The organism is Streptomyces alfalfae (assembly GCF_004127445.1).
Lineage (GTDB): Bacteria > Actinomycetota > Actinomycetes > Streptomycetales > Streptomycetaceae > Streptomyces > Streptomyces alfalfae.
Genome location: NZ_QEXM01000041.1, coordinates 439,199 through 462,943, shown reverse-complemented (window position 1 = coordinate 462,943; position 23,745 = coordinate 439,199). Strand labels below are relative to the sequence as shown.

Sequence of the window (23,745 nt, the reverse complement as noted above, 5' to 3'; positions counted from 1 at the left end):
CGGGCCGACGTGTCGCCGGTCAGGCCGTCTCGCCCCGGTCGATCAGCTCGTCGGTGGTGGTGTGCTTGCGCCAGTAGCCGGAGAACGACACGCGTTCGCGGGCGAAGCCCCGGTCGCCGACGAGGTGGCGGCGGACGGCCTTGACGGTCGCGGACTCACCGGCGATCCACGCGTACGGGACGCCTTCGGGCAGGTCCGCGCCGCGGATGGCCTCCGTGGTGGCGCCCTCCCTGGTGAGCCAGTGGATCTCGGTGTCCGCCCTGCTGGGCAGCGCCTGCCGGTCCGCCAGGTCGTGGACCTCGACCCAGACGCGTGTCGGGAGGCCGGGCGGCAGGGTCTCCAGGATGCCCGCGACGGCCGGGAGCGCCGACTCGTCGGCGGCCAGGAGCAGCCAGTCGGTGTCCTCGGGCGGCCGGAAGTCGTAGGCCGCGTTCTCCTCCTCGACGGGGGCGAGGACGCCGATGTGGGCGCCGGCCCTCGCCGTCCGCGCCCAGCTCGTGGCGGGGCCGTCGGTGGGGGAGGGGTCCGCGCCGTGGACGGCGAAGTCGATGACCAGCTCATGCGGGTCGCGGCGGAGCTCGCGGGTCGTGTAGGTGCGCATGATGCCGCGCACCGAGGGGTCGAGGGCGCACCAGGCGGCGTACCAGTCGGCGGCGTCGCCGGTGGCGGTGTCCGGCATGACCGGGGCGTCCTGGCCCGGGTGCGGAAGGAAGATCTTGATGCGCTGGTCCCGGCCGCCCGAGGCCATGCGGGGCAGGTCGGGGCCGCCGAGGACCACGCGGATCATGGCGGGGGTGAGCCGTTCGGCGCGCAGCACCCGGACGTCGAAGTACTGGTACGGGGAATCGGTCATCGCGTGGCCTCTTCGGCTCGTCGACGGGAGGGCGGCCGGTGTGACGGGCGGCGCACGCGACGATGTCGCCCCCGCTTCTCCCGGCGAGCCACTCGTCTCTCTCGGTGGTCTCTCGGCGGCCTCTCGCCCGGTGGTCTCGCGTCCGGCGGGCTCTCTCGTCGAGGCGCTGCGAGGGTAGGCTAACCTAACCGGGTGTTGGTCGACAGTCCCCCAGAACCCCGCGCGGAGACCGCTCCCGCGCCGCCCGGACGCCGCGCGACACGGTCCGCCGGGCTGCTCGTCGCGGTGGCCGTGCTCGTGCTCGTCTTCGTCGCGAGCATCGCGGTCGGCGCCAAATCGATGCCCATCGAGCAGGTCTGGCACGGCCTCTTCCACGACACGGGGACCTATGGCGACGTCGTGGTCGGCGAGCGGCTCTCGCGCAGCGTGCTCGGGCTCCTCGCGGGCGTCGCGCTCGGCCTGTCCGGCGCCGTCCTCCAGGCGCTCACCCGCAACCCGCTGGCCGATCCCGGGCTGCTCGGCATCAACCTGGGCGCGTCGGCGGCGGTCGTCACCGCGATCAGCTTCTTCGGCGTCACCTCGCTGAGCGGCTACGTGTGGTTCGCCTTCGTGGGGGCGGCGCTCGTCGGCGTCCTGCTGTACGCGCTCGGCGGGGCGCGCGGCGCGACCCCGGTGCGGCTCGCCCTCGCGGGCACCGCGATCAGCGCGGCCCTCTACGGCTATCTGCAGGCCGTCATGATCATGGACGGTGCGGCGCTCAACAAGATGCGCTTCTGGACGGTCGGCTCGCTGGCCTCCGCCAACACGCACACCATCCAGCAGGTCCTGCCGTTCCTCGCGGTCGGCACGGTGCTCGCGCTCGGCCTCGCCCGGCCCCTGAACGCCATGGCCATGGGCGACGACACCGCCCGCGCGCTCGGCGCCCACCTCGCCCGCACCCGCGCGCTGTCCATGGCGGCGGCGACCCTGCTGTGCGGGGCGGCGACCGCGGCCTGCGGGCCGATCGTGTTCGTCGGCCTGATGGTGCCGCACATCGTGCGCTCCTTCACCGGGCCCGACATGCGCTGGATCCTGCCGTACGCGGCGGTCCTCTCGCCCGTGCTGCTGCTCGGCGCCGACGTCGTCGGCCGGATCGTGGCCCGCCCCGCCGAGCTCCAGGTCGGCATCGTGACGGCGGTCATCGGCGCGCCCGTCTTCGTCTTCCTCGTACGCCGGCGGAAGGTGGCCCAGCTGTGAAGGCATTGCGCGTCAAGGGCGGCTTCTCGGTCCGGCTCGACGTCCGCACCACGGTGGTCGTGGTCCTGCTCGTGCTGGCGGCGCTCACCGCGGGTGTCGTCCTGATCGGCACCGGCGACTTCGCGATCCCGGCCGGCGACGTCGTCCGCACGCTGCTCGGCGACGGCGACGCCGGGCAGGAGTTCATCATCAACGAGCTGCGGCTGCCGCGCGTCCTCGTCGGGCTCCTGGTGGGCGCGGCGCTCGGCCTCGGCGGCGCCCTCTTCCAGTCCATCGCGCGCAACCCGCTGGGCAGCCCCGACGTGCTCGGCCTCGGGCAAGGGGCGACGGCCGGGGCGCTCACCATGATCGTCCTGTTCAAGGGCAGCGCGGTCGAGGTCGCGGGCGGCGCGCTCGTCGGCGGTCTCGTCACCGGCCTCGCCATCTACCTGCTCGCCTGGAAGCGCGGCGTGCACGGCTACCGGCTCGTCCTCGTCGGCATCGGCGTCTCCGCCTTCATCACGGCGATCAACGGCTATCTGCTCACCAAGGCGGACTTCGTCGACGCCGCGCGTTCCGTGGTCTGGATGACCGGCTCCCTCGACGGCCGCGACTGGGACCAGGTGTGGCCGCTGCTGGTGCTCGTCGCGGTCCTGACGCCGGTCGTCCTGGTGTACGGGCGTCCGCTGAGGATGCTGGAGATGGGCGACGACACCGCTCACGCGCTCGGCGTGCCGGTCGAACGCACCCGGTTCGCCCTGCTGACGGCCTCCGTCCTGCTCACCGCCGCGGCCACCGCCGCCGCCGGCCCCGTCAGCTTCGTCGCGCTCACCGCGCCCCAGCTCGCCCGCCGGCTGACCCGCTCGCCGGGACCGAACCTCATGCCGTCGATGTTCATGGGCGCCGCCCTCCTCATCGTCGCGGACTGGGGCTCGCAGCGGGCCTTCGGCGCCGACCAGCTCCCGGTGGGCGTCGTCACCGGCGTCCTCGGCGGCGTCTACCTGCTGTGGCTCCTGCTCACCCAGCGCAGGGCGGGACGCGTATGAGGCGGCGCGAGGCCGCCGGGCCACCCGTCATGACCAAGAACGACCCTCCGGACCAGGAGCGTGCTGCAGTGAACCGGCTCATCGCCGACGACGTCACCCTCGGCTACGACCAGCGCGTCATCGCGGAGAAGCTGTCCGTCGCAATACCCGACAACTCCTTCACGGTGATCGTGGGCCCCAACGCCTGCGGCAAGTCCACGCTGCTGCGCGCCCTGTCCCGGATGCTCAAGCCGTCCGCTGGCCGCGTCCTGCTCGACGGGAACGCCATCCAGTCGATGCCGGCGAAGAAGGTCGCCAAGACGCTCGGCCTGCTCCCGCAGTCGTCGATCGCGCCCGACGGCATCACCGTCGGCGACCTCGTCGCGCGCGGACGCTACCCCCACCAGGGGCTCCTGCGGCAGTGGTCGGAGGAGGACGAGCGGATCGTGGACGAGTCCATGGCGTCGACGGGCGTACGTGACCTCGCCGACCGCTACGTCGACGAGCTCTCCGGCGGCCAGCGCCAGCGCGTGTGGATCGCCATGGCCCTCGCCCAGCAGACGCCGCTGCTGCTCCTCGACGAGCCGACGACGTTCCTCGACATCCAGCACCAGCTCGACGTCCTCGACCTGTGCGCACGGCTCCACGAGGAGCAGGGCCGCACCCTCGTCGCCGTCCTGCACGACCTCAACCACGCCGCGCGCTACGCCACGCACCTCATCGCCCTGCGCGACGGCGCGGTCGTCGCCGAGGGCGCGCCCGCGGACGTCGTCACGGCGGAGCTGGTGGAGCGGACGTTCGGCATCCGATGCCAGATCATCGACGACCCCGAGACGGGGACGCCGCTGGTGATCCCCGCCGCCCGCGCGGGGCGCCGGGCCGTGGCTACAGCAGCGACCTGAGCTTGATCAGGTCCCGGAAGCCCGCCTCCAGCTTGACCCGCCCCGCGGCCCACGCCTTGGCGAACCTCAGCTCGCCGCCGACCATCGCCACCAGGTCGTCGCCGGTCATCGCCAGGCGGATCTCCGCCTTCTGGCGGGGCGGCCCCTGGTGGCTGTCGAGCACCGTGATCCGGCCGTTTTCGAGGCGGCCGGCGAAGGTGGCGTCGAGGTCGGTGATGTGGCAGCTCAGCGAGCGGTTCAGGGCAGCCGCGCCGCGCACGTCGCCGTCGGCGGACGCGAGGTTGTCAGAGAGTGTGTCGAGTGCGGTACGGCACTCCGCCATGGTCGCCATCGTGATCGACGGTACCGCAGGGCTTCGCGGTAGCGTCGTGCCATGAGCGACACACAGGCGGTCAGGGACGCGGCGGCGGAGCCCGCGGAGCCCCCGGTTCTGGACGAACCGTCGTACGACCCGGCGGGGCCCGCCCCCCTCGGGGTGGAGCGCACGCCCACCGGCGACGCGGACGTGGACGCCCACCTCGCCCGGCTCGGCGCCGCCGACCACCTCGCCACGGACGGCCACATCGAGGTGTACGAGGATGTACACCGGGGCCTGCGCGACGCGCTGACCGCGCTCGACGCGCGCCCCGGCCCTTTGGCGCCCCCCGGGGCGCCCACCCCCTCGTACGACAGGAGCTGAACCGAACGTGGCAGGAGTGGCACGACGCCGCCTCGACGCCGAGCTGGTCCGCAGGAAGCTGGCGCGCTCGCGCGAGCACGCGAGCCAGCTGATCGCCGCGGGCCGGGTCTCGGTCGGCAAGGCCGTCGCGACCAAGGCCGCGACCCAGGTCGAGACGGCCGCCGCGATCGTCGTCTCGCAGGACGACAGCGACCCGGACTACGTATCGCGCGGCGGGCACAAGCTCGCCGGCGCCCTCGCCGCCTTCGTGCCGCGGGGGCTGGCGGTCGAGGGACGGCGCGCGCTCGACGCGGGCGCGTCCACCGGCGGCTTCACGGACGTGCTGCTGCGGGCCGGGGCGGCGCGGGTCGTCGCCGTCGACGTGGGGTACGGCCAGCTCGCGTGGTCGCTGCAGAGCGACGACCGGGTCATCGTGAAGGACCGGACGAACGTGCGGGAGCTGACGCTCGACGCCATCGACGGCGTCCCCGTCGACCTGGTCGTGGGCGACCTCTCCTTCATCCCGCTCGGCCTGGTGCTGCCCGCCCTCAAGCGGTGCGCGGCCCCCGACGCGGACCTCGTCCTGATGGTCAAGCCGCAGTTCGAGGTCGGCAAGGAGCGCCTCGGCAGCGGCGGTGTGGTGCGCAGCGCCGAGCTGCGGGCCGAGGCCGTGCGCGGTGTGGCGCGGCAGGCGTGGGAGCTGGGCCTCGGGGTGCGTGGCGTGACCGCGAGCCCGCTGCCCGGCCCCTCCGGCAATGTCGAGTACTTTCTGTGGCTGTGCGCGGGGGCGGATGAACTCGACCCGGCGGACGTTGACCGTGCCGTGGCGGAGGGGCCCCGTTGACCCAGACCCGAGTGACCCAGACCCGAGCTCGTACCGTTTTCCTGCTCGCCCACACCGGAAGGCCCGCGGCCGTCCGCAGCGCCGAACTGGTCGTCCAGGGGCTGCTGCGCCACGGCATCGGCGTGCGGGTGCTCAAGGCGGAGGCGGCGGATCTGCCGCTGCCCTCCGAAGTCGAGTCGGTCCAGGAGGCGACGGCCGACTGCATCGACGACTGCGAGCTGATCGTCGTCCTCGGCGGCGACGGCACGCTGCTGCGGGGCGCGGACTTCGCGCGCGCCTCGGGGGTGCCCATGCTCGGCGTCAACCTCGGGCGCGTGGGCTTCCTCGCGGAGGCCGAGCGCGACGACCTCGACAAGGTCGTCGACCGCGTCGTCAGCAGGAACTACGAGGTCGAGGAGCGCATGACGATCGACGTCGTCGTGCACAGCAACGGCGACGTCGTGCACCGCGACTGGGCGATGAACGAGGCGGCCGTGCAGAAGGTGTCGCCCGAACGGATGCTCGAAGTGGTCCTGGAGATCGACGGGCGGCCCGTCACCGGCTTCGGCTGCGACGGCATCGTCTGCGCCACGCCGACGGGATCGACGGCGTACGCGTTCTCGGCGGGCGGGCCCGTGGTGTGGCCGGAGGTCGAGGCGCTGCTCATGGTGCCGATCAGCGCGCACGCCCTGTTCGCCAAGCCGCTGGTGACCTCGCCGGACTCGGTGCTCGCCGTGGAGGTCCAGCCGCACACCCCGCACGGGGTGCTCTGGTGCGACGGGCGGCGGACCGTCGAACTGCCCTCGGGCGCGCGCGTGGAGGTGCGCCGCGGGGCGGTCCCGGTGCGGCTCGCGCGGCTGCACCACGCCTCGTTCACCGACCGGCTCGTCGCGAAGTTCGCCCTGCCGGTGCAGGGCTGGCGCGGGGCGCCGCAGTAGGCCGGCGGGGCGTGCCTAGGTGGCGGCGAGCACCCTGACGGCGCGGCGGCGCAGCACCGCGCGCACCGGCAGACCGGTGGCGAGCAGGGTGAGCAGCAGGGTGCCCGCCGCGATGCCCGTCGGCACGGCCCAGGGGAGGTACGGCACGGCGGTGCCGAACGCCGTGCGGAGGATCGGCGCCAGGGTGCCGAGCGCGATGACACCGCCGAGCAGCAGCGCGGTCCCCGCCACGACCACGGCCTCCCAGGCCGCCATGGCGCCCACCTGGCCGCGCTTGCTGCCCACCACGCGGAGCAGGGCGACGTCGCGCTGGCGCTCGAAGGAGATCATGGCGAGGGTGTTCGCCGCGGCGATGGCGGCGAAGCCCGCGTAGAGGCCGGTGCCCACGTAGTCGAGCCAGACCTCGCCCGCGCCGCCCGACGAGCCGGTGTGGTGCCGCGCCGTCGTCCGTATGCCGATCTTGGTGAGGCCGAAGCCGACGACGAGGACCAGCGGGACGACGGCGGCGGAGAAGCGGCGGGGCTGGGAGCGGACGTTGCGCATCGCCAGGCGCGCGCTCGGTCCGAACCGGCCGACCAGCGCCGAGACCAGCAGGGCCGCGGGGCCGATGAGGCGCGGGCCGAGGAGCCCGGCGCCGACGCAGAAGAGGATGAGGACGAGGAAGGCGCCCTGGCTCGCCTCGTCGGCGGGCTGCCGCGACAGGAGCACCGACACGGCGCACGCCCCCGCCACCGCGAGCACGCCGAGGGGCCCCCGCAGCGGGCCGAGCCCGCGCCGCCCGGTCGCCGCCTCGGCGAGGGCGCGGGCGGGCCGCAGCAGCGAGAAGCGCACCGCGGCGAGCAGGGCGGCGAGCGTCGTCGTCACCACGGCCACGCCGACGCACACCGGCAGGGCGAGCCAGCCGAACCGGAAGACGGCCTCGGCGGGCAGCAGCCCGTGCGAGACCATGCCCGCGTGCCACCACCGGGCGACGAGGCCGCCGAGGGCGAAGCCGGCGAGGGCGGCGGGGACCGACGCCGCGAGCGCCTGGACGGCCACCGCGCGGCGGACCTGGCGGGGCCTGGCGCCGATGGCGCGCACGAGGGCGATCTCGCGGTGCTGCTGGGCCACGGCGGTGCCCATGGTCGACACGACGACGAATATCGACATGTAGATGGAGCCGATCAGCAGGACGAGGGCCATGTCGCCGACGCCGTTCTCGGTGATCCGACGGCGGGCCGCGGGGGAGAGCCCGTCGACGCTCCCGCCGCTCGTCGAGCCGAGCATCATCGTCGACGCGCTCACCACCGTCGCCGCGAAGAGCGCGGCCACCGCGGTGCCCACGAACGCCGGGCGGTGCGCGCGCAGCGCCGCCTGTGCCAGTCCTGTCGCCATGTCGATCATGGTCATGGCGGGACGGGCACGGGGGCCATGGGGCGGGCGGGTGGATCGTACGGGGGGTAGCCCCACCTCCGAGCGCCCGCGCGTGCGCGACGGTCCGCGGGGCGGCCACTCCGGCGGGTGACACCGGTCCCGTCGGCCCCGCCGCCACCTGCGCCTTCGCCGGCGGAGCGCGGGTGCCGTCGCACACCGGGTCCGTGACCTCGTAAGGTCGTGTCCGTGTTGGAGGAGATGCGGATACGGTCGCTCGGAGTCATCGACGACGCTGTCGTCGAGCTCTCGCCAGGCTTCACCGCCGTGACGGGTGAGACCGGCGCGGGCAAGACGATGGTGGTCACGAGCCTTGGCCTGTTGCTCGGCGGACGCGCGGACGCCGCCCTGGTGCGGATCGGCGCGAAGTCGGCGGTGGTCGAAGGGCGCATCGCCGTGCCCGCGGGCTCCCCCGCGGTCGTGCGGGCCGAGGAGGCCGGGGCCGAACTGGACGACGGGGCACTGCTCGTCAGCAGAACCGTCTCGGCGGAGGGACGCTCCAGAGCCCACCTCGGCGGGCGCTCGGTGCCGGTCGGAGTCCTCTCCGAACTCGCCGACGACCTCGTCGCCGTGCACGGCCAGACCGACCAGCAGGGCCTGCTGAAGCCGGCCAGGCAGCGCGGCGCCCTGGACCGGTACGCGGGCGACGCGGTCGCCGTGCCGCTGGCCAAGTACACCTCCGCCTACCGCAGGCTGCGGGCCGTCACCGCCGAGGTCGACGAGATCACCACGCGGGCGCGGGAGCGTGCCCAAGAGGCGGACCTGCTCCGCTTCGGCCTGGAGGAGATCGCCGCCGTCGAGCCGAGGGCGGGCGAGGACACCGAACTGGCCGCCGAGGCCGAGCGGCTCGGGCACGCCGAGGCGCTCGCCTCCGCCGCCACGTCCGCGCACGCCGCGCTCGCGGGCAACCCCGAGGACCCCGAGGGCGTCGACGCCTCGACGCTGGTCGCCGGCGCCTCACGGGCCCTGGAGGCCGTGCGGTCGCACGACCCCGCCCTGTCCGCCCTCGCCGACCGGCTCGGCGAGATCGGCATCCTGCTCGGCGACGTGGCGGGCGAACTCGCGGGGTACGCCGACGACCTGGACGCCGATCCGCTGCGGCTCGCCGCGGTCGAGGAGCGGCGCGCCGCGCTGACCCAGCTCACCCGGAAGTACGGCGCCGACATCGACGCGGTCCTCGCCTGGGCCGAGGAGGGCGCGGCCCGCCTCACCGAACTGGAGGGCGACGACGACCGCCTCGGCGAGCTGATCGCCGAGCGCGACGCCCTGCGGGGCGAACTGGCCGGGCTCGCGCAGGCGCTGACCGACGCCCGGCAGGAGGCGGCGTCGCGGTTCGCGGCGGCCGTCACCGAGGAGCTGGCCTCGCTCGCCATGCCCCACGCGCGCGTGTCGATCGCCATCAGCTCCACGGAGGTCCCCGAGGGGGCCGACGGTGTCGTGGTCGACGGCCGCACGGTCGCGTACGGCCCCTCCGGTGTCGACGAGGTGGAACTCCTCCTCGCCCCGCACCCGGGCGCACCGCCCCGGCCCATCGCCAAGGGCGCGTCGGGCGGTGAGCTGTCCCGCGTGATGCTCGCCGTCGAGGTGGTCTTCGCCGGGACCGACCCCGTCCCGACCTACCTCTTCGACGAGGTCGACGCGGGCGTCGGCGGCAAGGCGGCGGTGGAGATCGGCCGGCGCCTCGCGCGGCTGGCCAAGTCGGCGCAGGTCGTGGTCGTCACCCACCTTCCGCAGGTCGCGGCCTTCGCCGACCGGCAGCTGCTGGTCGAGAAGACCAACGACGGCATGGTCACCCGCTCCGGGGTGCAGGTCCTGGAGGGCGAGGCCCGGGTGCGCGAGCTGTCGCGGATGCTCGCCGGCCAGGAGGACAGCGAGACGGCACGGGCCCATGCGGAGGAACTCCTGGCCACCGCCAGGGGGGACGGCTAGCCTCCGGGGAACGCGTGGCCTCGGGTCGGCCGCGCCCAGGGGGAGGCTCCCGTGCCGGGGGCATCGGGCCGATTGTCAGTGGCGCCTCGTAGGGTGCGTGGCGCGGTGATGGGAACGTACGAGCCCCGTCTACGTCACCCGTGTGGGTGATCCGGGGCCGTGAGTTGCCCGGCCGTGCGCGGAAGTGACCTTTCAGCAGTGCCGGAACGTCCGTACGGGCTGGCATCCTTGGCGCACCATCTGCTCGACCCCGTCCCCTGCCCGACGTCAGCCAGGAGCCTTCGCCACGTGAGCCACGTGAGCAGCCACCCGCCGCACGGACAGACACCGCTGCACGCCGTGCACGTCCTCGGCGGTGGCAGCGCGGGCAGTAGTGTGCACGTCAGATCACTGGCCGCCGGGCTGACCGCCAGGGGCGTGCGGGTCACCGTGTGCGCCCCCGACGAGGCCGACCGCGCCTACGACTTCACCGGCGCGGGAGCCCGGCACGTGCCCGTGCCCCGCAGCGGCGACCCCGTCTCGGTGGCCGCCCTGCGCACCGCCTGCGCCGACGCCGGTCTCGTGCACGCCCACGGGCTGCACGCCGCCCTGCGCGCCACCCTCGCCCTCACCGGGCGCAGCGTCCCGCTCGTCGTCACGTGGCACGACCACGCGCACGCGGAGGGCGCCCGCGCACGGCTGGTCAGGCTGCTGGAACGGCGGGTCGCGCGGGCCGCCACCGTGGTGCTCGGCACCTCGTCCGACCTCGTCGACCGGGCGCGCGGCAGCGGCGCGAGGGACGCCAGGCTCGCGGCGATCGCCCTGCCCGGACAGCGCCGCACCGGTGCCACCGCGGTGGAGGACGAGCCCCTGCTGCACAAGTCCCGTGCCGAACTCGGCGCCGTGGACCGCCCGTTGGTGATGGCCGTGGGCGCCCTCGAACCGGGCAGGGGCCACGCGCTCCTGCTGGACGCCGCGCGCGCCTGGCGGCACCTGGACCCGCTGCCGCTCCTCGTCGTGGCGGGGGAGGGGCCCGAGCGCCCGGCCCTGCTGCGCCGGATCGAGACCGAGCGGCTGCCGGTCCGCCTGATCGGGCGGCGCGACGACGTCTCCGACCTCCTGGCGGCGGCCGACATCGCGGTCCTGCCCGGCGGCCGGGAGGCCCGCTCCGTACTCGCGCAGGAGGCGCTGCACGCGCGTGTGCCGCTCGTCGCGGCGGCGACGAGCACGCTCGCCGAACTGGTCGGCGACGCCGCGGAACTCGTGCCGCCCGGCGACGCCGGTGCGCTCGGCACCGCCGTGGCGCGGCTGCTCGCCGACCCGGTCCGGCGTGCCCGGCTCCGGGACAAGGGCGCGGCCCAGGCGGCGACCTGGCCGACCGAGGACGACACGGTCACGCAAGTGCTGAGTGTCTACGACGAGTTGACCCTGCCGCTGCCGTTCAGCTGACCCCCGCCGCTACGCCACGTGCCTGCGGGCCCGCAGCGCGAGGCTCAGCGCGAGCACCGTCTGCGGGTCGTCGAGGTCGGTGCCGAGGAGCTCGCTGATGCGGGCGAGCCTGTTGTAGAGCGTCTGCCGGTTCAGATGCAGCTCGCGCGCGGTCTCCGCCTTGCGGCCCGCGTGCGCCAGATACGTCTGGAGCGTGGGCAGGAGCGGCGGCTTCGCGCGCCGGTCGTGCTCGCGCAGCGGGCCGATCGCGCGGTCCACGAACGCCGCGAGGTCGGGATGGTCGCGCAGCCGCCAGAGCAGCAGGTCGATGTCGAGCCGCCGCGCGTCGTACCAGGGGCGGTCGACGAGGCCCTGCGCGGCCGTCGCCGTCTCCGCCGCGTGCCGCAGGCCCGCCGACGCCGCCGCCCAGCCGCCCGCGACGCCGACGACCACGACGGGTGGCTGGGCGCCGGGCCGTTGCATTCCGGCGCGCTCCACGCCCGCCCGCAGCGCGGCGGCGACCCGGTCGGCGACCGCCGTCCGCTCGGACTCCGTGCGCAGCCCGAGGAGCAGCGGCACGCGGCCCTCGACGGGACGCACACCGAGCAGGACCGGCACGCCCACCGACGCCAGCTCCTCCGCGACGGCCCGCGCGAGCACCGCCCAGCCGCCGCCGGTCGGCAGCCCGTCCGCGAGCCGCATCACCACCGGCAGGAGCGGGCTCCCCGCGGCCACCGGCCGGAAGCCGAGCACGCGGGCCTGGGCGGGGGCGTCATCGGCGGCGATCCGCCCCTCCGCGAGGTCGGTGAGGAAGTCGCCGCGGCCCCGGGCGGCGAGCTCCTCCTCCTGGCGGGCCTGCATCAGCACCACCGCGAGACTGCCCGCCGCCCGCTCCGCCGCGATGCGGTGCACCGGCAGCGGCGCGGACTCCACGGCGAGCAGCGCGAGCCTGGCCCGCACGGAACCGGCGCCGGGGCCGCCGCCCGGCACGTCGACGAGGATCGCGGAGGCCGGCGGGCCGTCCCGGTCGACGGCGCGGCCCCGCAGCCCCTCCCACACCTGGAGCGGGTCGGCGCACTCGGTGCCCGCCCCCGCGGCGTACAGCAGCTGCCCGTCCGCGGTCTCCAGGAACACCGGGTTGCCGCTGAACTCGGCGAGGATGGCGAGGACCTGCGGCACGCCGCCCCCGCCGAGCAGCGCCTCCGTGCACCGCCTGTGCACCTCCTCGGCCCGCTGGAGCAGCGCGTAGTGGCCGTTGACGATCTCGGTGTGCACCTCTTCGGTGACCGTCACGAACGGCACCTCGCGGTGCAGCTGCACCAGCGGGAGCCCGGCCGACCGCGCCGTCTCCACGAGCGCCGCGGGGAGCCGGGTGAAGCGCGGCCCCAGCTCGACGACCAGGGCGGCGATGCCGCGCTCGGCCAGCTTGCGCACGAAGGCCCGCTGGTCGGCGGGGCGGGTGCCGAGGCCCAGCCCCGTGGTCAGCAGCAGCTCGCCGCCCTTGAGCAGCGAGGCGATGTTGGGCACCTCGCCCGCGTGCACCCAGCGCACCGTCCGCTGGAGCCGCTCGGCGCCCGCGACGACCTCGGGGAGCCCGCCGCGCAGCCCCGGGAGTTCCAGCGCGCGCTGCACGGTGATGCCGCCCTGGGGGCCCTGACTTTCCATGGCGCGGACGCTACCGGGGCGCGGGGGGAGACGGCATCCCGGTCCCCCCCCGCGGCGTACGGCTCACCGGGCGACACGCCCGGCTGGGATCGCACGGCTCATGTCGGTCGTCGATTCCGTGAGCTGCGGGTACGCCCGTTGTCTCACGTCGTGTCGTCGCATGCTCGACTTCGATCGGGCGTCGAGACCGGGCTCCGGTGCCGACCCGCGGGCCCGCACCGGCGGGGCGAAGCGCTGTCAGGAGCAGCCGCGCCCCGGTCGTTCACTCCGCGTCCGGCCGGGGCCGCAGGCCGAGCAGGATGTCCTGGATGAGATCGGCGCTGCGCCTGACCGCGTCGTCGCCGAAGCCCAGGAAGTGCCGGTAGTGGATCGGCGCGTAGAGGAGGTCGACCATCACGTCGGTGGGCACGTCGGAGCGGAGCTGCCCGGCGGCGACGGCGGAGTCCAGGCGGGCCCGGCACTTCACGATGCTGGGTTCGAGGATCGTTTCGCGGAACGCCTTCATCAGCGCGGGGTCGTTCTGGGCCTCGCCCACGACGCCCTTGAAGGCCTCGCTGATCCTGCCGGTGATCAGCCGCTGGCTCACCGCGGTGATCTGGGTCGTGAGGTCGGCGGCGATGTCCCCGGTGTCGGGGTAGTCGAAGTCGTCGCCGAGTTCTTCGTTCATCGCCTCCAGCACCACCGCGCCCTTGGAGCGCCACCAGCGGTAGATGGTGGGTTTGCCCACGCCGGCCTGGGCGGCGATGGCCTCGATGGTCACCTTCGCGAAGCCCTTGCGGCGCACCAGGTCGGACGCCGCGTCGAGGATCGCCCGGCGAGCGCGCTCGCTGCGCCGTTCATTGTTCGGGTCGGGGGTCATGGCCTCACCCTACCGCTCGCGTGACGTTACGTTTCGTTTTGACATGGCGCTCGGGGTGGTCTAACGTCCGGAAACGTTACGGAACGTTTCGTAACGCGGTAAGCGGAGGCCGGTGCCGGCCCCCCGCCGAGACAGGGAGAGATATGTCCAGCAACGAGAGCGCGGCCACCGCGGGGCGCGTCGAGAAGATCGCGACCACGCCGGACTGGTACGCGCCGTACCGGATATCGCAGGCCGTCCGGGCCGGGGGCCTCGTGTACGTGTCGGGGCAGGCGGGCTTCGAGGAGGACGGGACGACCGTCGAGGGCGGGTTCCTGGCGCAGGGGCGGCAGGCGTTCAGGAACGTCGGACGGGTGCTGGAGGCGGCAGGCCTGGACTTCGCGGACGTGATCAAGGTCGGCATCTTCGTACGGGACATGGCGACGAACCTCCCGCACGTGATCACGCTGCGCGGCGAGTTCCTGGCCGAGCCCTACCCCGCCGACACCCTCGTCGAGGTCGTGTCGCTGGCCCGGCCCGACTGGCAGATCGAGGTCGAGGTCATCGCGCTGGACCGGAGCGCCGCATGAGCGCCGGGGCCGTGGCGGGACGGGCGCGGGACACGGCGACGCCGGAGGAGGGCGCGGGGGTGCGGGAGTTGCTGGAGCCGTACCGGGCGGGGCGGCTGGAGCTGGCGAACCGGATGGCGATGGCCCCGATGACGCGGGGCCGGGCCGACGACGTGACGGGGGTGCCGAGCCCGCACGCGGCGACGTACTACCGCCAGCGCGCCGGAGCCGGGCTGCTGATCACGGAGGGCGTGTACGTCAACGCGCTCGCCAAGGGCGGCCCCGGCATCCCGGGTCTGGTGACCGACGCGCAGACGCGTGGCTGGCGAGAGGTGACGGACGCGGTGCACGCCGAGGGCGGCACGGTCTTCGCCCAGCTGTGGCACGTGGGCCGGATGACCCACCCGCTGACGCTGCCGGACGGCGAGCTGCCGATGGCCCCGTCGGCCGTCGCCATCGAGGGGAAGCAGATCTTCACCCGGGACGGGCTGCTCGACCACGTGACCCCGCGTGAGATGACGGTCGCTGAGATCGACCGGACCGTGAGGGATTTCGCGTCCGCGGCCCGGCATGCGATCGAGGCGGGCTTCGACGGCGTGGAGATCCACGGCGCGAACGGCTACCTCATCCAGCAGTTCATCGCCGACAACACCAACCTGCGCATGGACGGGTACGGCGGCTCGGTCACCGGTCGTCTGCGGTTCGCGACGGAGGTCGTCGAGGCGGTCGTCACCGAGGTCGGCGCGGACCGCGTGGGCCTGCGCGTCTCGCCGGACAACGCCGAGAACCAGCTCGCCGAGACCGACGCACGCACCACGTACCGTGCGCTGGTCGACGCACTGGACCCGCTGGGCCTGGCCTATCTGCACGTGCTGGAGAACGGCGCGTACGGAGCCATCGCGGATTTGCGGACGCGCTGGTCGGGAACGCTCGTCGCCAACACGAACGGCCCGGCGCCGAGCAGCCCCGCCGCGGGGGCGCGGCTGGTGCGGGACGGGCACGCGGACGTGGTCGCCCTCGGCCGCCTGTTCATGACGAACCCGGACCTGCCCGCCCGCCTTGCCGACGGCATCCCGCTCGCGGGGCCGCCGACGGAGCACCTGTACGGGGGAGGGGCGGAGGGGTACATCGACTACCCGGCCGCGACGGACACCGGGGTCCCGGCAGTCGCCTGAACTCGCCCCGGCGCGCGGCCCGGCCCCCACAGGACGCTGTCGGCCGGTCCCGGCCCGGTTGCTTCGCCCCGCCGCTGTCCGGCGGGGCGAAGCGCTCAGCCGCCGTACGCCCCCGAAGCCGTCAGCCGGAGGGCCGTGTCGATCAGCGGGACGTGGCTGAAGGCCTGCGGGAAGTTGCCGACCTGCCGCTGGTTGGCGGAGTCCCACTCCTCGGCGAGGAGCCCCAGGTCGTTGCGGAGCGCCAGGAGCTTCTCGAAGAGCTTGCGGGCCTCGTCGACCCGGCCGATCATCGCGAGGTCGTCGGCCATCCAGAACGAGCAGGCGAGGAACGCGCCCTCGTCGCCCTCCAGGCCGTCCAGGTTCTCCTCGTCGTCGGCCGTGGGGTAGCGCAGGATGAACCCGTCCGGGGTGGACAGCTCCCGCTGGATCGCCTCGATGGTGCCGATGACGCGCTTGTCGTCGGGCGGCAGGAAGCCCATCTGCGGGATCAGCAGCAGCGAGGCGTCCAGCTCCTTCGAGCCGTAGGACTGCGTGAAGGTGTTCCGCTCCGGGTCGTAGCCCTTCTCGCACACGTCCCGGTGGATGTCGTCGCGCAGCTCGCGCCACTTCTCCAGCGGGCCGTCCGCCTCGCCGGACTCCAGGAGCTTGATGGTGCGGTCCACGGCGACCCAGGCCATCACCTTGGAGTGCACGAAGTGGCGGCGCGGGCCGCGCACCTCCCAGATGCCCTCGTCCGGCTCGTCCCAGTGGTCCTCCAGGTAGCGGATCAGCTTGAGCTGGAGCAGTGAGGCGTAGTCGTTGCGGGCCAGGCCCGTCATGTGGGCCAGGTGCAGGGCCTCGGTGACCTCGCCGTAGACGTCGAGCTGGAGCTGGTTGGCCGCGCCGTTGCCCGCCCGCACGGGGGTGGAGCCCTCGTACCCCGGCAGCCAGTCCAGCTCGGTCTCGCCCAGCTCACGCTCGCCCGCGATGCCGTACATGATCTGCAGGTTCTCGGGGTCGCCGGCCACCGCGCGCAGCAGCCACTCGCGCCAGGCGCGGGCCTCCTCGCGGTAGCCCGTGCGCAGCAGTGACGACAGCGTGATCGCGGCGTCGCGCAGCCACGTGAAGCGGTAGTCCCAGTTGCGGGAGCCGCCGACGTCCTCGGGCAGCGAGGTGGTCGGGGCGGCGACAATGCCGCCGGTCGGCGCGTAGGTGAGCGCCTTCAGGGTGATCAGCGAGCGGACCACGGCCTCCCGGTAGGGCCCGTGGTACGTGCAGTGCTCGACCCACTCGCGCCAGAACTCCTCCGTCGCCTCCAGGGCGTTCTCGGGCTCCGGCAGCGCGGGCTGGTCCTTGTGGGAGGGCTGCCACGAGATGGTGAACGCGATGCGCTCGCCCGGCGAGACGGTGAAGTCGGAGTAGGTGGTCAGGTCCTTGCCGAAGGTCTCGGCGTCGGTGTCCAGCCAGACCGAGTCGGGGCCCGCGACGGCCACGGTGCGGTTGTCGACCTTGTGCACCCAGGGCACCACACGGCCGTAGCTGAAACGCATCCGCAGGGCCGAGCGCATCGGCACCCGGCCGCTGACACCCTCGACGATCCGCACGAGCTGCGGGGCGTCGGTGTCGCGCGGCGGCATGAAATCGATCACGCGGACCGTGCCGCGTGGTGTGTCCCACTCCGACTCCAGGACCAGGGAGTCGCCGCGGTAGCCGCGGCGCGCGGCCGTGGGCGGCTGCGCCTGTGGGTCATAGGCCGGCCCGAGGCGCCAGAAGCCGTGCTCCTCGGTGCCCAACAGGCCGGCGAAAATGGCGTGAGAGTCGAAGCGGGGCAGGCACAGCCAGTCGACTGTCCCGTCCCGGCAGACCAAGGCTGCGGTCTGCATGTCTCCGATGAGTGCGTAGTCCTCGATGCGCCCGGCCACGTGCATCTCCAGTCGAACGGCCACGTTCGCCCCGCGGGGCGCTTACTTACTGGTCAGCGGTCAAGTGATCGTTGACGAGCGCTTGTTCCGGGTGCAAGGCGTGAGTGGTGCCGTGTGCCGGATGGGGGCTCGGCAGCGAGTGTCCGAGCAGGATACGACGCCCTTTGATGATCTGCGCGCCCCTCCCGGCAACGAGCTGCGGCCGAACGGGTGAGCGGCAGGTGAGAGGCCCCGTACCTGCGGGTTCATCGGGCGTGCGGCTGTTGTGACGATGCTGTGCCCGCCCGATGGCCGAGCGTGCCCGGGAGCGTCCCCCTCCGGTCGCTGATACCCTGGTAGCCCGTGAGCCGGTGGTCATAGAACCCCCGAACCGCAGCGACGGCACCTCCCCAGGATCTCCTGCTGAGAGCGCCGGCACGCACCTCCAGACCGCGACCACGGGAGCCCCCTCTTGGCCATGCAGCCCAAATCCAAGACGACCAAGCACATCTTCGTCACCGGGGGTGTCGCCTCTTCCCTCGGCAAGGGTCTGACTGCCTCCAGCCTGGGTGCGCTCCTCAAGGCGCGTGGCCTGCGGGTCACGATGCAGAAGCTCGACCCGTACCTGAACGTCGACCCCGGCACGATGAACCCCTTCCAGCACGGTGAGGTGTTCGTCACGAACGACGGCGCCGAGACCGACCTGGACATCGGCCACTACGAGCGCTTCCTCGACGTCGACCTCGACGGCTCGGCGAACGTCACCACCGGCCAGGTCTACTCCCAGGTCATCGCCAAGGAGCGGCGCGGCGAGTACCTCGGCGACACCGTCCAGGTCATCCCGCACATCACCAACGAGATCAAGCACCGCATCCGCCGCATGGCGACGGACGACGTCGACGTCGTCATCACCGAGGTCGGCGGCACGGTCGGCGACATCGAGTCCCTGCCGTTCCTGGAGACCGTCCGCCAGGTCCGCCACGAGGTCGGCCGCGACAACGTCTTCGTCGTGCACATCTCGCTGCTGCCCTACATCGGCCCCTCCGGCGAGCTGAAGACCAAGCCGACCCAGCACTCGGTGGCCGCCCTGCGCAACATCGGCATCCAGCCGGACGCCATCGTGCTGCGCGCCGACCGCGAGGTCCCGACCGCCATCAAGCGCAAGATCTCGCTGATGTGCGACGTCGACGAGGCCGCGGTGGTCGCCGCCATCGACGCCAAGTCGATCTACGACATCCCGAAGGTGCTGCACACCGAGGGCCTGGACGCCTACGTGGTGCGCAAGCTCGACCTGCCCTTCCGCGACGTGGACTGGACCCAGTGGGACGACCTCCTGGAGCGCGTCCACAGCCCGAAGCACGAGGTCACGGTCGCGCTGGTCGGCAAGTACATCGACCTGCCCGACGCCTACCTCTCGGTGACCGAGGCCATGCGCGCCGGCGGCTTCGCCAACCGCGCCCGCGTCAAGGTCAAGTGGGTCACCTCCGACGACTGCAAGACCCCGGCGGGCGCCGCGAAGCAGCTCGGCGACGTCGACGCCATCCTGATCCCCGGCGGCTTCGGCGAGCGCGGCGTCAACGGCAAGGTCAGCGCCATCCAGTACGCCCGCGAGAACAAGGTGCCGCTGCTCGGCATCTGCCTCGGCCTGCAGTGCATCGTCGTCGAGGCGGCCCGCAACCTCGCCGACATCCCGGACGCGAACTCCACGGAGTTCGACGCGGCCACCGCCCACCCGGTGATCTCCACCATGGCCGAGCAGCTCGACATCGTCGCCGGCGAGGGCGACATGGGCGGAACGATGCGCCTGGGTATGTACCCGGCCAAGCTCGCCGAGGGCTCCATCGTGCGCGAGGTGTACGAGGGCAAGGAGTACGTCGAGGAGCGCCACCGCCACCGCTACGAGGTGAACAACTCCTACCGCGCCGACCTGGAGAAGAAGGCGGGCATCATGTTCTCCGGCACCTCCCCGGACGGCAAGCTCGTCGAGTACGTCGAGTACCCCCGCGAGGTGCACCCCTACCTGGTCGCCACCCAGGCCCACCCGGAGCTGCGCTCGCGTCCGACGCGCCCGCACCCGCTGTTCGCCGGGCTCGTGAAGGCCGCCGTCGAGCGCAAGACGGGCGCCAAGTCCGCCAAGTGACGACAGGCGTTACGGTTGCCGGGGTGCGTGTCCCACGGGACGCGTGCCCCGGTTTCTGTTTGCGCGTGTGGGAGGACAGGGCGATATGACGATCAAGGACACCGCCGAGGAGTGGCAGGTCACGGCGAGCGAGACGCCGTTCGTCGGGAACAAGACCTCCGTGCGCACCGACGACGTGGTGATGCCCGACGGGACCGTCGTCCGCCGCGACTACCAGGTCCACCCCGGCTCGGTCGCCGTCCTCGCGCTCGACGGCGAGGGCCGTGTCCTGGTCATCCGCCAGTACCGCCACCCCGTACGCCACAAGCTCTGGGAGATTCCCGCGGGCCTGCTCGACGTCCCCGGCGAGAACCCCCTGCACGCCGCGCAGCGCGAGCTGTACGAGGAGGCGCACGTCAAGGCCGGGGACTGGCGCGTCCTGACCGACGTCTTCACCACCCCCGGCGGCTGCGACGAGGCCGTGCGGATCTTCCTCGCCCGGGACCTCGCCGAGGCCGAGGGCGAGCGCTTCGAGGTCTCCGAGGAGGAGTCCGACATGGAGCTGGACCGCCTCCCGCTGGAGGAGCTGGTGCGCGGGGTGCTCGCCGGGGAGCTGCACAACAACTGCCTGGTCGTCGGCGTCCTCTCGCTGTACGCGGCCCTGAACGGCGACGGCCTGGACGCCCTCCGCCCCGCCGAGGCCCCCTGGCCCGCCCGCCCCTTCGAGGCCTGAGACGCCCTCCGTATGGCCCCCCGCACCGGTATGACGATCCACTGATCCGATCGGGGGACTTGTGCGCGGCGCGCGGCCGGGAGGGCCGCAGGGCCTGAACTAGGCTCTGAAAGCGTCCCGCTCGGAGACCCGGGCGGGCTCGTGCGCAGGCGGACGGGAGCGTGGCCCGTGACGGATCAGGCGGTCGACACCGACGGTGCGGCGGCGGGTGGTGCTGTGCCGTCGCCCGCCGGCGCCGCGCCGGAGCCCGCGGCGGCTCCCTTCGTCGGCCGGCTCCGGGAACTGAGGGAACTCAGGGCCGACATCGACCGTGCGGGACTCGACACCCTCTCGGGCCGCAAGGCGCCCCGCGCCCGCGTCCTGCTGGTGGCGGGCCGCCCCGGTTCCGGCCGCACCTCGCTCGCCGAGGCGCTGGTGCGCAAGACCGCCGGCGAGTACCCCGACGGAGTGCTCCGGGCCCGCCTCACCGACCCCGACGGCACCCGCGTTTCCACCGAACGCACCGCCCGTACGCTCCTCGACGCCCTCGACGTCCCCGCACCCCCCGGCGCGCACGAGGACGAGCTGGCCGAGATCCTCAGAGGCGTGCTCGCCGAACGCAGGGCGCTGCTCCTCCTCGACGACGCGGCCGACGCCGAGCAGGTCGAACCGCTGCTCCCCGACACGCCCGACTGCCTGGTCGTCGCCGTCTCCGAGGGCCCGCTCACCGGCATCTCCGACGTACGGCCCTGCACCCTCGGCGGCCTCGACAAGGAGGCCGCGGTGCAGCTGCTCGCCCGCGCCGCGGGGCCCGTGCGCATCACCGTGGACCCGCGCTCCGCCGAGGCGCTGGTCGAGACCTGCCAGGGCCATCCCGCGGCCCTCGTCCTGGCCGGCGGCTGGCTCTCGGTGCGGCCCAAGGCCGCCGTCGCCGACCTGGCGAAGCGGCTGCACGACCTGCCGGGCGACGGACCCGCGCTGCCCCGCGTCTTCCGGCACACCTACGCCACGCTGCCCGGGACGCCCGCCCGGATGCTCCGGCTGCTCTCCCTGGCCCCGGCCGCGCACGTCGACCCGCACACCGCCTCCGCGCTGGCCGGCTGCTCGGTCCCCGCGGCCAAGGACGCCCTGGACGACTTCGTCTCCCTCGGCCTCGTACGGCCCGTCGAGTCGCCCCTCGCGCAGTACGAGGTGCCGGGCTGCCTGGTGCCGCTGCTGCGGCGGCTCACCGAGACCGAGGACCGGCCCGCCGAGCTCCAGCTCGCCCGCGCGCGCATGCTGGAGCGGACCGTGCGGCTGCTCCAGTCCTGCCGCGCCGTGACCGAACCCGACAACCCCGCCGCACAGAAGCTGCTCGCCGGGCTGCCGGCCGCCCTGCGCTTCGCGGACCCCGCGGCCGCCGCCGAGTGGCTGCGCATCCGGCAGCCCGCGCTGCTGGCCGCCGCCCGCCTCGCGGTGGCCGACGGGGAGCTCGACACCCTCGCGCGGCGCCTGATGGCGGCCCTGACCCGGGCCCTCGTCGCCCACCGCGGCCAGCAGGCGGCGGCCCCCGAGCTGTACTCCATCCACCAGCTCGTCCTCGACGTGGCCGAACGGCGGGAGCTGCCGCGCGAGGAGGCCGCCGCGCTGCTCAACCTCGCCGACCTCGACGCGCGGACCGGACGCACGCGCGACGCGCTGGCCCGGTACCGGGCGGCGCTGGCCGCGGGACGGCTGGCCGAGGACCCGTACGCCATCGGACGTGCGATGGAATCCGTAGGCGGCGCGCACCAGGAGCTGGAGGACTGGTCGCGGGCCTCCGACTGGTACGGCAGGGCGCTCGCCCACCGCCTGGCCCGCGGCGAGCGCGTCGACGCGGCCCGCCTCTACGGCCGGATCGCCACCGTGCACACCTACGCGGGCCGCTACGGCGAGGCGCTGCGCAACTGGAGCTCGGCGGTCACGGGCCACCGCAAGAACGGCGACGTGGCCGCCCACGCGCGGGCCCTGAGCGAGATGGCGCGCGTCCAGGAGTACGCGGGGCGGCCCGAGGAGTCGCTGCGCACCTGCCAGGAGGCGGTCGAGCTGGCACGGCACGCCGACGACGTGCGGCTGCAGGCCGCGCTCCAGCTCCGCCTGGCGGACACCCTGGAGCGGCTCGGCGACCCCACGGCCGCCCGGCTGCACAGGGGCGCGGCCGAGCGCATGCTGGGAGCGGAGGCCGCCAGTCTTGAAACGAACGGTGGAGCAGGGTCTTCCGCCTACGAAATCCGCAGCACATCGTCAGAGGATTGAAGTATTGGAAGGCTAGACAGCGAGAAATCCTTCATTAGACTGGCTCCGCCGCATACATCTGTGGCGTCTCCCGCTGCGCCCCCGAGTGCACCGGTCTGTAGTGCATTGCCCGAGATTTCCCCTGAGCCAAGGACCGTGATCGACGATGAAGGTCGGCATCCCCCGCGAGGTCAAGAACAACGAGTTCCGGGTGGCCATCACCCCGGCCGGTGTGCACGAGCTGGTGCGCCACGGCCACCAGGTCGTCATCGAGCGGAACGCCGGCGTCGGCTCCTCGATCACGGACGACGAGTACGTCTCGGCCGGCGCGACGATCCTGGACACCGCCGATGAGGTCTGGGCCGCCGCGGACCTGCTCCTGAAGGTCAAGGAGCCCATCGCGGAGGAGTACCACCGCCTCCGCAAGGACCAGACCCTCTTCACCTACCTCCACCTGGCCGCGTCCAAGGAGTGCACGGACGCGCTCCTGGAGTCGGGTACGACCGCCATCGCGTACGAGACCGTCGAGACCGCGAACCGCGCGCTCCCGCTGCTCGCCCCGATGTCCGAGGTCGCGGGCCGCCTGGCCCCGCAGGTCGGCGCCTACCACCTGATGGCCGCCAACGGCGGCCGCGGCGTCCTGCCGGGCGGCGTCCCCGGCGTGGCCGCGGGCAAGGCCGTCGTCATCGGCGGCGGCGTCTCCGGCTGGAACGCCGCGCAGATCGCCATCGGCATGGGCTTCCACGTGACCCTGCTCGACAAGGACATCAACAAGCTCAAGGAAGCCGACAAGATCTTCGGCACGAAGATCCAGACCGTCGTCTCCAACGCCTTCGAGCTGGAGAAGGCCTGCCTGGAGGCCGACCTCGTCATCGGCGCCGTCCTCATCCCGGGCGCCAAGGCCCCGAAGCTCGTCACCAACGAGCTGGTCTCCCGCATGAAGCCGGGAAGTGTCCTTGTCGACATCGCGATCGACCAGGGCGGCTGCTTCGAGGACTCGCACGCCACCACGCACGCCGAGCCGACCTTCCCGGTCCACGGCTCGGTCTTCTACTGCGTCGCCAACATGCCCGGCGCGGTGCCCAACACCTCCACCTACGCGCTGACCAACGCGACGATGCCGTACATCGTCGAGCTGGCGAACCGCGGCTGGGCCGAGGCCCTGCGCCGCGACCCGGCGCTCGCCCTGGGTCTCAACACCCATGACGGCAAGGTCGTTTACAAGGAGGTCGCCGAGGCCCACGGCTACGAGCACGTGGAGCTGGAGACGCTCCTCGGCTGACCCCTCCGCCGACTGCGGTCGGCCACCGACGCTTTCGTCGCTGTCGTCGACGAAAGTCGTCAATCTCACGCCCGCGGCCGGACCTTGAGAGG

20 protein-coding genes are annotated in these 23,745 nt (G+C 73.5%); 14 read left to right on the top strand and 6 right to left on the bottom strand.

All coding sequences use genetic code 11. The features are described 5' to 3' along the window. Positions 1-19: 19 nt before the first annotated feature. Complete coding sequence (locus DCW30_RS21645; protein ID WP_076686928.1) at positions 20-853, bottom strand: siderophore-interacting protein; 834 nt, start codon at positions 851-853, stop codon at positions 20-22. A gap of 192 nt (positions 854-1,045) precedes the next feature. Here DCW30_RS21645 and DCW30_RS21640 point away from each other — a divergent pair, with 192 nt between their 5' ends. The 3 genes from DCW30_RS21640 to DCW30_RS21630 are packed head-to-tail and all read left to right on the top strand — an operon-like array spanning position 1,046 to position 3,995. Then, a complete protein-coding gene (locus DCW30_RS21640) occupies positions 1,046-2,089 on the top strand; it encodes a FecCD family ABC transporter permease (protein WP_076686929.1) in 1,044 nt (347 codons plus the stop codon). Continuing rightward, positions 2,086-3,114: a FecCD family ABC transporter permease gene (locus tag DCW30_RS21635; protein WP_076686930.1), complete on the top strand. Its 1,029-nt coding sequence runs from the start codon at positions 2,086-2,088 to the stop codon at positions 3,112-3,114. Before DCW30_RS21640 ends, DCW30_RS21635 begins: the two co-directional genes overlap by 4 nt. Before the next feature lie 29 nt (positions 3,115-3,143). After that, complete coding sequence (locus DCW30_RS21630) at positions 3,144-3,995, top strand: ABC transporter ATP-binding protein (protein WP_103557517.1); 852 nt, start codon at positions 3,144-3,146, stop codon at positions 3,993-3,995. On the opposite strand, the gene DCW30_RS21625 is transcribed toward DCW30_RS21630, so the two are convergent. Continuing rightward, entirely contained in the window at positions 3,979-4,326 is a 348-nt protein-coding gene (locus DCW30_RS21625; RefSeq protein WP_076686932.1) for an alkyl sulfatase C-terminal domain-containing protein, read from the bottom strand. The two genes, DCW30_RS21630 and DCW30_RS21625, sit on opposite strands and share 17 nt — an antisense overlap. Before the next feature lie 42 nt (positions 4,327-4,368). Here DCW30_RS21625 and DCW30_RS21620 point away from each other — a divergent pair, with 42 nt between their 5' ends. The 3 genes from DCW30_RS21620 to DCW30_RS21610 are packed head-to-tail and all read left to right on the top strand — an operon-like array spanning position 4,369 to position 6,414. Next, positions 4,369-4,674 carry a hypothetical protein gene (locus DCW30_RS21620; RefSeq protein WP_076686933.1) on the top strand — a complete coding sequence of 102 codons (306 nt, stop codon included), beginning with the start codon at positions 4,369-4,371 and terminating at the stop codon, positions 4,672-4,674. A 7-nt stretch (positions 4,675-4,681) separates the two neighbouring features. Next, entirely contained in the window at positions 4,682-5,497 is an 816-nt protein-coding gene (locus DCW30_RS21615; protein WP_076686934.1) for a TlyA family RNA methyltransferase, read from the top strand. An 11-nt stretch (positions 5,498-5,508) separates the two neighbouring features. Further along, the gene (locus tag DCW30_RS21610; RefSeq protein ID WP_062783764.1) at positions 5,509-6,414 is read left to right on the top strand and encodes an NAD kinase; all 906 of its coding nucleotides are present in this window, start codon (positions 5,509-5,511) and stop codon (positions 6,412-6,414) included. A 15-nt stretch (positions 6,415-6,429) separates the two neighbouring features. Here DCW30_RS21610 and DCW30_RS21605 read toward each other — a convergent pair whose 3' ends face one another. Further along, positions 6,430-7,788 (bottom strand): FtsX-like permease family protein, encoded by a 1,359-nt coding sequence (locus DCW30_RS21605; RefSeq protein ID WP_237283455.1) that lies wholly within the window; start codon positions 7,786-7,788, stop codon positions 6,430-6,432. Positions 7,789-8,025: 237 nt separating this feature from the next. On the opposite strand from DCW30_RS21605, the gene recN reads away from it, so the two are divergent. Together recN and DCW30_RS21595 are read left to right on the top strand one after the other, a co-directional pair. Next, positions 8,026-9,753, top strand: coding sequence for a DNA repair protein RecN (recN, locus tag DCW30_RS21600; protein ID WP_076686935.1), 1,728 nt, complete (start codon positions 8,026-8,028; stop codon positions 9,751-9,753). Between the two features lie 288 nt (positions 9,754-10,041). Continuing rightward, entirely contained in the window at positions 10,042-11,181 is a 1,140-nt protein-coding gene (locus DCW30_RS21595; protein ID WP_076686936.1) for a glycosyltransferase family 4 protein, read from the top strand. Between the two features lie 9 nt (positions 11,182-11,190). Here DCW30_RS21595 and DCW30_RS21590 read toward each other — a convergent pair whose 3' ends face one another. Both DCW30_RS21590 and DCW30_RS21585 read right to left on the bottom strand, forming a co-directional pair. After that, the gene (locus tag DCW30_RS21590; protein ID WP_076686937.1) at positions 11,191-12,825 is read right to left on the bottom strand and encodes a PucR family transcriptional regulator; all 1,635 of its coding nucleotides are present in this window, start codon (positions 12,823-12,825) and stop codon (positions 11,191-11,193) included. Between the two features lie 262 nt (positions 12,826-13,087). Then, a complete protein-coding gene (locus tag DCW30_RS21585; protein WP_062782776.1) occupies positions 13,088-13,684 on the bottom strand; it encodes a TetR/AcrR family transcriptional regulator in 597 nt (198 codons plus the stop codon). 143 nt (positions 13,685-13,827) lie between these two features. Between DCW30_RS21585 and DCW30_RS21580 the strand changes: the two genes are divergently transcribed. Further along, complete coding sequence (locus DCW30_RS21580; protein ID WP_062782773.1) at positions 13,828-14,253, top strand: RidA family protein; 426 nt, start codon at positions 13,828-13,830, stop codon at positions 14,251-14,253. Beyond that, positions 14,250-15,407, top strand: a complete 1,158-nt coding sequence (locus tag DCW30_RS21575; protein WP_079250180.1) for an alkene reductase — start codon at positions 14,250-14,252, stop codon at positions 15,405-15,407. Before DCW30_RS21580 ends, DCW30_RS21575 begins: the two co-directional genes overlap by 4 nt. Positions 15,408-15,502: 95 nt before the next feature. On the opposite strand, the gene DCW30_RS21570 is transcribed toward DCW30_RS21575, so the two are convergent. Beyond that, positions 15,503-17,332, bottom strand: coding sequence for a glycoside hydrolase family 15 protein (locus DCW30_RS21570; RefSeq protein ID WP_198502278.1), 1,830 nt, complete (start codon positions 17,330-17,332; stop codon positions 15,503-15,505). A 433-nt stretch (positions 17,333-17,765) separates the two neighbouring features. Between DCW30_RS21570 and DCW30_RS21565 the strand changes: the two genes are divergently transcribed. The 4 genes from DCW30_RS21565 (at position 17,766) to ald (ending at position 23,653) form a co-directional block, all read left to right on the top strand. Further along, positions 17,766-19,427, top strand: a complete 1,662-nt coding sequence (locus DCW30_RS21565) for a CTP synthase (RefSeq protein WP_076686938.1) — start codon at positions 17,766-17,768, stop codon at positions 19,425-19,427. 85 nt (positions 19,428-19,512) lie between these two features. Further along, positions 19,513-20,139: an NUDIX domain-containing protein gene (locus tag DCW30_RS21560; protein WP_062782761.1), complete on the top strand. Its 627-nt coding sequence runs from the start codon at positions 19,513-19,515 to the stop codon at positions 20,137-20,139. 168 nt (positions 20,140-20,307) lie between these two features. Next, positions 20,308-22,392 (top strand): AAA family ATPase, encoded by a 2,085-nt coding sequence (locus DCW30_RS21555; RefSeq protein ID WP_079250181.1) that lies wholly within the window; start codon positions 20,308-20,310, stop codon positions 22,390-22,392. A 145-nt stretch (positions 22,393-22,537) separates the two neighbouring features. Further along, a complete protein-coding gene (gene ald, locus DCW30_RS21550; RefSeq protein WP_076686939.1) occupies positions 22,538-23,653 on the top strand; it encodes an alanine dehydrogenase in 1,116 nt (371 codons plus the stop codon). The last annotated feature ends 92 nt before the right edge of the window (positions 23,654-23,745 follow it).

Excerpts from the sequence above, each read along its gene's own strand:
- recN (WP_076686935.1), top strand. The coding sequence starts at position 8,026 with ATGCGGATACGGTCGCTCGGAGTCATCGACGACGCTGTCGTCGAGCTC.
- ald (WP_076686939.1), top strand. The coding sequence starts at position 22,538 with ATGAAGGTCGGCATCCCCCGCGAGGTCAAGAACAACGAGTTCCGGGTG.
- DCW30_RS21590 (WP_076686937.1), bottom strand. The coding sequence starts at position 12,825 with ATGGAAAGTCAGGGCCCCCAGGGCGGCATCACCGTGCAGCGCGCGCTG.
- DCW30_RS21580 (WP_062782773.1), top strand. The coding sequence starts at position 13,828 with ATGTCCAGCAACGAGAGCGCGGCCACCGCGGGGCGCGTCGAGAAGATC.
- DCW30_RS21625 (WP_076686932.1), bottom strand. The coding sequence starts at position 4,326 with ATGGCGACCATGGCGGAGTGCCGTACCGCACTCGACACACTCTCTGAC.
- DCW30_RS21565 (WP_076686938.1), top strand. The coding sequence starts at position 17,766 with ATGCAGCCCAAATCCAAGACGACCAAGCACATCTTCGTCACCGGGGGT.
- DCW30_RS21585 (WP_062782776.1), bottom strand. The coding sequence starts at position 13,684 with ATGACCCCCGACCCGAACAATGAACGGCGCAGCGAGCGCGCTCGCCGG.
- DCW30_RS21630 (WP_103557517.1), top strand. The coding sequence starts at position 3,144 with ATGACCAAGAACGACCCTCCGGACCAGGAGCGTGCTGCAGTGAACCGG.
- DCW30_RS21605 (WP_237283455.1), bottom strand. The coding sequence starts at position 7,788 with ATGGCGACAGGACTGGCACAGGCGGCGCTGCGCGCGCACCGCCCGGCG.
- DCW30_RS21645 (WP_076686928.1), bottom strand. The coding sequence starts at position 853 with ATGACCGATTCCCCGTACCAGTACTTCGACGTCCGGGTGCTGCGCGCC.
- DCW30_RS21560 (WP_062782761.1), top strand. The coding sequence starts at position 19,513 with ATGACGATCAAGGACACCGCCGAGGAGTGGCAGGTCACGGCGAGCGAG.
- DCW30_RS21575 (WP_079250180.1), top strand. The coding sequence starts at position 14,250 with ATGAGCGCCGGGGCCGTGGCGGGACGGGCGCGGGACACGGCGACGCCG.
- DCW30_RS21620 (WP_076686933.1), top strand. The coding sequence starts at position 4,369 with ATGAGCGACACACAGGCGGTCAGGGACGCGGCGGCGGAGCCCGCGGAG.